This is a genomic window from Carnobacterium sp. (assembly GCF_032094055.1).
Classification (GTDB): Bacteria; Bacillota; Bacilli; order Lactobacillales; family Carnobacteriaceae; genus Carnobacterium_A.
Genome location: NZ_DAMDAK010000001.1, coordinates 59,646 through 67,754, shown reverse-complemented (window position 1 = coordinate 67,754; position 8,109 = coordinate 59,646). Strand labels below are relative to the sequence as shown.

9 protein-coding genes and 1 pseudogene are annotated in these 8,109 nt (G+C 34.0%); 5 read left to right on the top strand and 5 right to left on the bottom strand.

Features of this window, described 5'->3' with window-relative positions; all coding sequences use genetic code 11:
• Positions 1 to 32 precede the first annotated feature (32 nt).
• Positions 33 to 554: a GNAT family N-acetyltransferase gene (locus RT405_RS00405; protein ID WP_313466722.1), complete on the top strand. Its 522-nt coding sequence runs from the start codon at positions 33 to 35 to the stop codon at positions 552 to 554.
• 224 nt (positions 555 to 778) lie between these two features.
• Here RT405_RS00405 and RT405_RS00400 read toward each other — a convergent pair whose 3' ends face one another.
• Entirely contained in the window at positions 779 to 1,228 is a 450-nt protein-coding gene (locus RT405_RS00400; RefSeq protein ID WP_313466721.1) for a YueI family protein, read from the bottom strand.
• A 249-nt stretch (positions 1,229 to 1,477) separates the two neighbouring features.
• On the opposite strand from RT405_RS00400, the gene RT405_RS00395 reads away from it, so the two are divergent.
• Positions 1,478 to 2,119 (top strand): DUF1054 domain-containing protein, encoded by a 642-nt coding sequence (locus tag RT405_RS00395; protein ID WP_313466720.1) that lies wholly within the window; start codon positions 1,478 to 1,480, stop codon positions 2,117 to 2,119.
• A 38-nt stretch (positions 2,120 to 2,157) separates the two neighbouring features.
• On the opposite strand, the gene RT405_RS00390 is transcribed toward RT405_RS00395, so the two are convergent.
• The 4 genes from RT405_RS00390 to RT405_RS00375 form a co-directional block, all read right to left on the bottom strand.
• Positions 2,158 to 2,301, bottom strand: coding sequence for a hypothetical protein (locus RT405_RS00390; protein ID WP_156959080.1), 144 nt, complete (start codon positions 2,299 to 2,301; stop codon positions 2,158 to 2,160).
• A 263-nt stretch (positions 2,302 to 2,564) separates the two neighbouring features.
• Positions 2,565 to 2,921 (bottom strand): hypothetical protein, encoded by a 357-nt coding sequence (locus RT405_RS00385; protein WP_313466719.1) that lies wholly within the window; start codon positions 2,919 to 2,921, stop codon positions 2,565 to 2,567.
• A gap of 395 nt (positions 2,922 to 3,316) precedes the next feature.
• Positions 3,317 to 3,922: a 30S ribosomal protein S4 gene (gene rpsD, locus RT405_RS00380; protein ID WP_035028823.1), complete on the bottom strand. Its 606-nt coding sequence runs from the start codon at positions 3,920 to 3,922 to the stop codon at positions 3,317 to 3,319.
• A gap of 240 nt (positions 3,923 to 4,162) precedes the next feature.
• Positions 4,163 to 4,630, bottom strand: a complete 468-nt coding sequence (locus RT405_RS00375; protein ID WP_313466718.1) for a GAF domain-containing protein — start codon at positions 4,628 to 4,630, stop codon at positions 4,163 to 4,165.
• Positions 4,631 to 4,849: 219 nt separating this feature from the next.
• On the opposite strand from RT405_RS00375, the gene RT405_RS00370 reads away from it, so the two are divergent.
• The 3 genes and pseudogenes from RT405_RS00370 to RT405_RS00360 form a co-directional block, all read left to right on the top strand.
• Complete coding sequence (locus RT405_RS00370; protein ID WP_313466717.1) at positions 4,850 to 6,565, top strand: septation ring formation regulator EzrA; 1,716 nt, start codon at positions 4,850 to 4,852, stop codon at positions 6,563 to 6,565.
• 149 nt (positions 6,566 to 6,714) lie between these two features.
• A complete protein-coding gene (locus RT405_RS00365) occupies positions 6,715 to 7,857 on the top strand; it encodes a cysteine desulfurase family protein (RefSeq protein ID WP_313466716.1) in 1,143 nt (380 codons plus the stop codon).
• Between the two features lie 19 nt (positions 7,858 to 7,876).
• A pseudogene (locus tag RT405_RS00360) lies at positions 7,877 to 8,109 on the top strand (tRNA 4-thiouridine(8) synthase ThiI); the annotation flags it as partial.

Below are 8,109 nucleotides of genomic sequence, written 5' to 3'. Positions count from 1 at the left end.
CCTAGCCTTTTAAGAGAGAAGAGGAAGCAGGGATGACTATTTTAGAAACAGATAGACTCTTATTAGTTCCTTATACCGCTGCTTTTATTGAAGCAACTTTACTAGGTGATGAAAAGCTTTCTGAAGTTTCAGGATATACTGTTGCAAAAGAATGGCCAGGCGTCGAATTCTTTTTTTACCTGCCTTTTGTATTAGAGGAAATCAAACAGGAACAAGAAAAGGAAAAATGGACCAGGCTAGTTGTTTTAAAAAAAGAAAATAAAATTATTGGAGAAGTAAGCGCGCAGGGGGAACCCGATAAGACGGGTATAGCGGAATTGGGTTACGGCATCGTAGAGCCTTACGCCAACCAAGGATATGCAACCGAAGCCTCAAAAGCTTTTTTACAGTGGCTGACTGTCGATAAAAAAATACACACTGTTTACGCAAAGACCTATCTGGGACCTAAAAAGTCACAACACATCTTAAAAAAAATCGGATTTGTTAAAATCGGAGAAGGTCTGATTGGTGGAGATGAACCAATTGCAAATTATAAATGGTATCCTATGAGTTAAGTAAAAGTGTAAAAAATGCTGAAAATTAAGAACAATTAAAACGAAAGCCGATCACTAAAAAGTGTTCCGTTTTTCGTTTTTTTTGTTGTCTTTTTACAATTAAGAAGTAATAAAAGAGTAACCATTAGCTGAGAAGGAAACCATGGGTGTGTAAGCCATAAAAAAAGAGAGGACTCCGCATGTAGCAGGAGTTCTCTCTCAGATCTTGTAAATTAGGCTTTCAATTAAGAAAAGAATCGTTTGAAAAATGACTTTTTCTCAGGAACTTTTTTTTCTGTAATTGTTTCTTCAGCCGGTTTTTGCTTTTTAGAAACATCAATAACTTCAATATTAACCGCTTCTTTCGCTACATAAATCAACCCAATCGAAGTTTCTTTAGCATTTTCATCGGATACCATTCTAAAAGGACAATTTAATTGATTGCACAATTGGATATAGGCTTCTAAATTTTCCATATCAATTGTTCCATTTAACAAAAGGGTATGATTAGGATGTGCAGTTATTTCTTTTTTTAATGTGCTTAGATAGTTTTTTGAAATAACTTGTTCTATTGTCATAGATAAATAAATACGCTCTCTCAAGCTCCCAAGATATTTCCGTCTTTCTTCCGGGTTCGTTTGATTAGCACCATACATTCCTTTATTTAAATAATCTTGTACATTATCAGAACTCATAAAGATTCTCCTTTTTAAGGGATGCTGCTTTTCCCAATTCATTATTAGCTCCAGTATACCATAGTTGCCGCGATTGTTAATTTATTTAGTTTGATAGACTGTTCTATTTAAAAGAGCTGATCATGATTTGAAATGAGTGAATGAAGGGGTGGACCTGCCTTTTTGGGTATCTATCTGCTAATTCATTGTTAAACTTTTACTGAGAATATGGCATAATAGAAAAGAATAAGAATAAAGGAGTTGACGCTAATGAGCTTAGTAACATTTACGACCGACGATTTTGATATTTTTACAATTGATGGATTGGAGCCTCGAATGGATGCTATTCGGAAAATGATTCAACCGAAATTTAAAGAACTAGGACAGCTTATTTCAATAGAATTAAGTGATGCTTTACAAGTAGAATCTTTACCAGTACATATTGCTCAACATTTAAGGCGTTCAAAAAACCCGCCAAAAGACACTTGGTGTGCAATTGGTGGCGATAACCGCGGCTATAAAAGATACCCCCATTTTCAACTTGGTTTATATCATTCTCATTTATTTATGTGGTTAGCTTTTATCGATAATCCTCAATTCGAAGAAGAAATGGCTCAGAGCTTTATCGAAAATCCTTTTAATCTAGAACAATTAACAGCAGACTATGTTGTATCTTTTGATCACACCAAAGAACAAGTTACAGCCATACAAGAGGCTGACTTGATTAAAGGGTTAAGCAGATGGAGAGACGTTAAAAAAGGAGAATTTTTAGTTGGAAGACAGCTGATGGCAAAGGATCCTATTTTTAACGATCCTCAAGCGTTGCAAGAATTTATTTTGTCGACTTTTCAACAATTGATTCCATTATACAGACAAGCAATAGAGGCTTATCCATTAGCTAAGGTAAAATAAACAAAAACGTTGAGACAGTTGGTCTCAACGTTTTTGTTTTATTTTTCGTGGATGCGTCTTGCCATATAATCGTATAAAATAAGAGCTTCATTATCATTTGACAGATAGAGAATAAAAGTAGACCGGTTACGAGTTAATTTGACAGAAGTACCAGAAACTTCAAGTATAGTTTGATTGTACACAATGTACGCTCCTTTAAAATAGAATAGTTTATTTAAAATAATTGCTAAATATAATAAAAAAATGGTTGGAAAATAATAGCGCATTCACTATCTTAATTAGTACATTTTACCATTAAAAAGCTGGGTAGTAAACGATAAAGTTTCGCTTTAAAATAAGAAACTTTAGATAGAAAATGAAGCTATTTAAGCAAAAAAGTTTCTTCAAAAAAATACAGTTAAATAAGATATTTTAGAGTTGTTAACTATCTAATAGCCTCTTTTTTTTAAGACAATTGGGTAAGAGAATTTTGCTCTTTATACTTTTTATATAATTTACTTAATAACCAAATATCATCACTTGAAAGCCGGATTAATTCTTCAAACACGCTTTCCATAGCGGGGGAATCATCAATTTCTCTAATAGAAGATAATACCTTTTCTTGATGATCAGTTAGATTATTCAAGACAAAATGATAATTTTCTATAAAATTTGAAAAGTCTTTCTTTTCCTCCAAAAGATCATCTTTTAAATGTTGGGTATTTCTAAAAGTAGCTTCAATAAAATCTCCTGGTGTTAAATTTGCAGCTTCTGAAAGGCGGATGATCTCATTCATAAAATTATCATTTATTTCGATTAACATAGGCCTCACCTCAGGTAATTGATAAAACCATTATAAGGCATAAACAGGTACGAATAAATCATCTAGTGGGTTAAGTTAGAAAAAACTTATCCATTTATGTCTGAAATGTGAAAACAGAACTATGAATTTTTGAGGATAGGTTTAGAAGAGCAGAAGGGTCTGTGGATCATCATCTATCAGCAAAAAATCTAGTAACTAAGTTCAATTGGAACTTATCAGCCTTGAAAGCTAACAACAGTACGCCTATCACTATTCATTGAGCTGCAAAAGTTTTCGTGAACTCTTTAAATGAATAGATCGAGGGGATTATATTAAGCAGAATAAAAAAGACTTCTGAAGTGATGTTAAACATCACTCCAAAAGCCTTTACAAGTAACAAATAGAATTTAACTAGATTAACGGTTGTAGAATTCAACGATAAATGATTCGTCGATTTCAGCGTATAATTCTTCACGTAATGGTAAGCGATTCAATGAACCTTCTAATTTTTCAGCATCGAAACTAACGAATTCTGGACGGCCGAATAAAGATTCAACAGCAGAAGTGATGATTTCCATGTTTTTAGATTTTTCACGAACAGAAATGACTTGACCAACTGAAACGCTGTAAGATGGGATATCTACACGTTTGCCATCCACAAGGATGTGACCATGGTTTACTAATTGACGAGCTTGACGACGAGTAGTTGCGAAGCCTAAGCGGTAAACAACATTGTCTAAACGTTGTTCTAATAAGATCATAAAGTTGTCCCCAACTTTACCTTCTTTAATTTTACCAGCTTTAGTAAATAAGTTTTTAAATTGGCGTTCGTTCATTCCATACATATTACGTAATTTTTGTTTTTCTTGTAATTGTAAACCGTATTCTGTTAATTTCTTACGGCTGTTAGGACCATGAGGACCTGGAGCGTAAGGACGGCGTTCAATTTCTTTACCTGTGCCAGAAAGTGAAATACCTAAACGGCGTGAAACTTTCCAACTTGGACCTGTATAACGTGACATAATAAAATTCCTCCAATAAATATAATTTGGAGTAAAATAATAAGTTGATAGTTCAGTATTTCGTGCAGTTTATTTTTCATTCTTCACCTTTGCAGCCGCAGGTTACACAAATGCACCATAGTTGGCAATAAACTGTTGACGTGAATACCACTTTCACGCTGCATTATTTTACACAAATTGAATTATACAATGCAGACAACTAAAGAGTCAAGCTTTCTTGCTTCTTTTCCTCAAAGATCCCTATGCTTGGTTATTTTTTAAGAGAATCTCCACAAATTGTTCCAAAAACTGTTGATCGACTTTATCAAAACGTTTTGTGATTGGAGCATCAATATCTAAGACGCCTATTTTTTGACCGTTTATTGTTAATGGAATAACGATTTCAGACTGACTGGCTGCATCACAAGCAATATGTCCTTGAAATTGATTAACGTCTTCAACAAGCAGCGTTTTGTTTTTTTCAAATGCTGTTCCGCATACGCCTTTTCTAATTCCAATTCGAATACAAGCGACTTTTCCTTGAAACGGCCCTAAAACCAATTCGTCTGAAGATTCTTCATATAGGTAAAAACCTGACCAATTGATATCCGGTAAATTTTCGAATAGCAAAGCAGCCGCATTACTTAAGTTAGCAATTAAATTGGTCTCAGAACCGATTACAGCGGCTAATTGTTTATTTGTTATACGATAATTTGCTTCTTTTGACAAAAGTATCCCTCCTATGATGATCACACTACTAAGGAAGATGAATAAAAAACTGGGTTTGGTAGTGTTAGATTTCATTGTATATGTTACAATATACAATAGGTATTTTTATAAGTAAACGTAAAATAAGCAAATAGAGCTATCTAAGAGATAAGTAAAGAAATAATCGAAGAAGAAGGGTATAGCATTACTGTGCGTATCAATTCGGCTGGAGGTAGAAGAATGAGAGTTGAATATATTTTAAGTGTCATCATTGTCCTGGCAATTGTTGCCTATCTAACAAGTTATATGATGAAAAAAAAGCATTATACAAAGATAAATGCTTTAGAAAAAAGAAAAATTGAATTAATGGATCTTCCAGTGGTGGATGATTTACATAGGGCTAAAGAACTACAATTAACAGGGCAAACAGAAAAAAAATACAATCGGTTAAAAGCAGAGTGGGAAACAATTGAAGCGACAGCGTTTCCGGATTTAGAAAATTGTTTATTTGATGCAGAACAGGCAACAGATCGCTTACAGTTAATTCAGGCTAAAAAAGCAGAGGAAAAAGCAGCCCAATTGATTGAAAAAACAAAAAAGGCTATTGCTGAACTCCAAGAATCTTTACAAGAATTGCTGAAAAGCGAAGAACAGAATTTACTGGAAGTTAAACGAATCCAAGAAATGTACCAAGAAAATCGCAAAAAATTATTAACACAAAGCTTTTCTTTCGGGCCCGCTTTAGAAAATCTTGAAAAAAAATTGACCTTTTTAGAAGTAGACTTTTCAAAAGTTTCTGAGTTAACTGCTTCAGGAGATCATATTGAAGCCCAAAAAAGATTAAACAAAATTGATGCGGATACCAAAGAATTGAATTACATTATTAAACAATTGCCGGGTATTTTGAAACAACTGACCAATGAGTTCAAAGAGCAGCTCCAAGAATTAAGAGAAGGGTACGCTCAATTGATCGAACAAAACTTTGTTTTTCTCAATGACACGATTTTAGAAGATATCGAATCGATTGAGAAAGAATGCCAAACAGTCGAACAACTGATTGCAAATTGTGATGTAGATGAAGCAAAATCAAAAAATCAAGAAATTGAGGAGAAAATCAATCGCTTATATGATGTAATGGAAGCGGAAATCGAAGCGAAAGAATACATTATTGCTCGTCAGCCGGTATTGGATGATTATATCGAATTTGTATTAGAAAAAAATCGGAAGCTGTTAATTGAAATTGATCGTGTAGCTCAAAGTTATGCGCTAAATCATGAAGAACTAACCCAAACGGAAACGATGCAAGAAGAACTAGAAGAAATTCAAAATAATTTCGATACGTTTACAGATGGACTAAATAGCCATCAAGCAGTATTTACTGCAGTTCAAGAAAGTTATGCAGAAAATGCTAAAGCTCTAGAACGAATTGAGGAGAAACAAAAAGAAATCAATCACTATTTAGTGGAATTACGTGAGGAAGAAAAAGAAGTTAAAGATAAAATAGATGACTTCGAATTTAATTTACGCGGGGTTAAAAGATACGTTGAGAAGCAGCATTTGCCTGGATTACCAACAAACTACCTAGATTTCTTTTTTTCTACAACCGAACGGGTTGAACAATTGTCAAAAGAATTGAATAAACTAAGAATCGATATGAAGGATATTAAGAGTTTATGCGACTTATGTGATGACGACATTGAATTATTGATTGAAAAGACAGAAGAACTTGTCGATAGCGCACTGTTAACAGAATATATGCTGCAATACGCCAATCGTTACCGTCATACTCATCCTGAAATCGCAAGCGCAATTACGGAAAGCCTAACCTTGTTTAATGCGGAGTTTGATTATCATGAAGCACTTGAACATATTGCAACGGCTTTAGAAGAAGTTGAACCAGGTTCGTTTAAAAAAGTAGAAAAAAATTATTTAGAAGATAAAGAAAATAAAAAATAAAAATATATATAAGGAAGAGTGTCTCATGAATGTGAGCACTCTTTTTTACAAAAAAAATACGTTCTTGTGGTTCAAAAAGTTTTTGTTATAATAAGTAAGATGTTTTGATGCTAGGTTTAGAACAGCAATAATAGAAAGTGTGAGGAATTATGATATATTTTGATAATAGCGCAACAACTCAAATGACCGAAGGCGTACTAGAGACTTTCTTGAAAGTCAGCCAAAGTATCAATTGGAATCCATCTAGTTTACACTCATTAGGAGACCAAGCTGCTGGATTGTTGCAGCAATCACGTCAACAGATAGCTTCTTTGTTAAGCGTATCTTCTCAAGAAATTTTCTTTACAAGTGGAGGAACTGAAGGAGATAACTGGGCTATTAAAGGCACAGCTATTGAGAAGAGTTTTTATGGAAAACATTTAATTACTACAACAATTGAACACCCAGCTGTAAAAGAATCAATGCATCAATTAGAACAGCTTGGTTTTGAAGTAACTTATTTACCGGTAGATAAAAAAGGAATTGTTTCCGTTGAAGCATTGAAAAAATCCATTAGACCAGATACGATCTTGGTTTCCGTGATGGCAATCAATAATGAAATTGGAAGCATACAACCTCTTACAGAAATAGGAGAAATCTTAAAAGAGCATCCATCTATTCATTTTCATGTTGACGCTGTTCAAGCTATTGGGAAAATGCCGTTATTACTAGGGGAAAATTCACGCATTGATATTGCTACGTTTTCCGGGCATAAATTCCATGGTCCAAAAGGAGTTGGATTTGTTTATTTGAAAAAAGGAAGAAAACTAGCCCCTTTGTTAAATGGTGGAGGACAAGAAGCTGGATTTCGGAGCGGAACTGAGAATGTTGCGGGAATTGCAGCTATGGGAAAAGCCTTGCGTTTGGCCTTGTCTGACATGGCAGAAAAACAAAGTACGCAAAGAAAAATAAAAGATTATTTAACTGAGGAACTGCAAAAATATCCTAAAGTTGCCTTTTTTTCTAACAAAGAAGGAGCACCACATATTCTTTGCTATGCCTTAAAAGGGATTAGAGGAGAAGTGATGGTACATGCTTTTGAAAAACAAGAAATTTATATCTCAACGACAAGTGCATGTTCCAGCCGAAATAAAACAAGTTCAAGTACATTAGGAGCAATGAATGTTCCAGAATCACTTGCAACCAGTGCGGTAAGAGTTAGTTTGTCTGATACGAATACAATGGACGAAGCAAAACAATTTATAAAAGAATTCGATGTTTTATATGATCAATTCCAAGCAATCAATGCTTAAAAAGGAGTGAAGAATAACGATGCAATACAATGAAGTAATGATCCGTTATGGCGAACTATCCACTAAAGGAAAAAACAAAAAATTATTTATCAATAAATTAGCTCAAAATGTGAAATTTGCCTTGCATGATTTTGCAGAATTAAAAGTCGATGCCGATCGTGATCGGATGCACTTAAAATTAAACGGAGCTGACAGTGAGGTTGTGCTGGAACGTTTGAAACCGATCTTTGGAATTCAAAATTATTCTCCTGT

What these genes read in the sequence shown, in the direction of transcription:
- RT405_RS00405 (WP_313466722.1), top strand. Translation starts at nt 33, where the DNA reads ATGACTATTTTAGAAACAGATAGACTCTTATTAGTTCCTTATACCGCT.
- RT405_RS00400 (WP_313466721.1), bottom strand. Translation starts at nt 1,228, where the DNA reads ATGAGTTCTGATAATGTACAAGATTATTTAAATAAAGGAATGTATGGT.
- RT405_RS00395 (WP_313466720.1), top strand. Translation starts at nt 1,478, where the DNA reads ATGAGCTTAGTAACATTTACGACCGACGATTTTGATATTTTTACAATT.
- RT405_RS00385 (WP_313466719.1), bottom strand. Translation starts at nt 2,921, where the DNA reads ATGTTAATCGAAATAAATGATAATTTTATGAATGAGATCATCCGCCTT.
- rpsD (WP_035028823.1), bottom strand. Translation starts at nt 3,922, where the DNA reads ATGTCACGTTATACAGGTCCAAGTTGGAAAGTTTCACGCCGTTTAGGT.
- RT405_RS00370 (WP_313466717.1), top strand. Translation starts at nt 4,850, where the DNA reads ATGAGAGTTGAATATATTTTAAGTGTCATCATTGTCCTGGCAATTGTT.
- RT405_RS00365 (WP_313466716.1), top strand. Translation starts at nt 6,715, where the DNA reads ATGATATATTTTGATAATAGCGCAACAACTCAAATGACCGAAGGCGTA.